Here is a 609-nt window from a genome sequence, read left to right as displayed (position 1 = left end):
CGTCTGGGGCATGCCGGGCGCGGCCGCCCATGCCGGCATCTGCGCGGCGATCCTGCCGCTCAACCAGATCGGCGCCAAGGTCAACCGCCTGTTCGCGGGAGACCGCTCGTGACGCCGGTTGACTACGAGTATCTGCGCAAATTCCTGAAAGAGCGCTCCGGCCTCGATCTCTCCGCCGACAAGCAATACCTGGTCGAGAGCCGGCTGCTGCCGCTTGCCCGCAAGGCGAGTCTATCAGGCATCCCCGATCTCGTGCTGAAGATCAGGAACGGCGACGGCCGGCTTGCGACCGATGTGGTCGAAGCGATGACCACCAACGAGACCTTCTTCTACCGTGACAAGATCCCGTTCGATCATCTGCGCGAGACCATCCTGCCGGGCCTGATCCAGGCGCGCGCGGCGCGCAAATCGCTGCGCATCTGGTCGGCGGCGTCGTCGACGGGGCAGGAGCCCTATTCGATCGCGATGTGCCTGAAGGAGATGGGCGCGGCCTTGGCCGGCTGGCGCACCGAGATCGTCGCCACCGACCTGTCGCAGGAGGTGCTGGAGAAATCCAGGGCCGGCGTCTACAGCCAGTTCGAGGTGCAGCGCGGCCTGCCGATCCAGATG

1 protein-coding gene is annotated in these 609 nt (G+C 66.0%); it reads left to right on the top strand.

Going from position 1 to position 609, the window contains the following annotated elements:
- Positions 1–108 precede the first annotated feature (108 nt).
- On the top strand, positions 109–609 hold a 501-nt coding region (locus AC1D00_RS44340), incomplete at its 3' end, for a CheR family methyltransferase (RefSeq protein WP_477015104.1).

This window comes from Bradyrhizobium sp. P2_E8, assembly GCF_056403875.1.
This window is presented reverse-complemented; position numbering and strand designations above follow the sequence as displayed.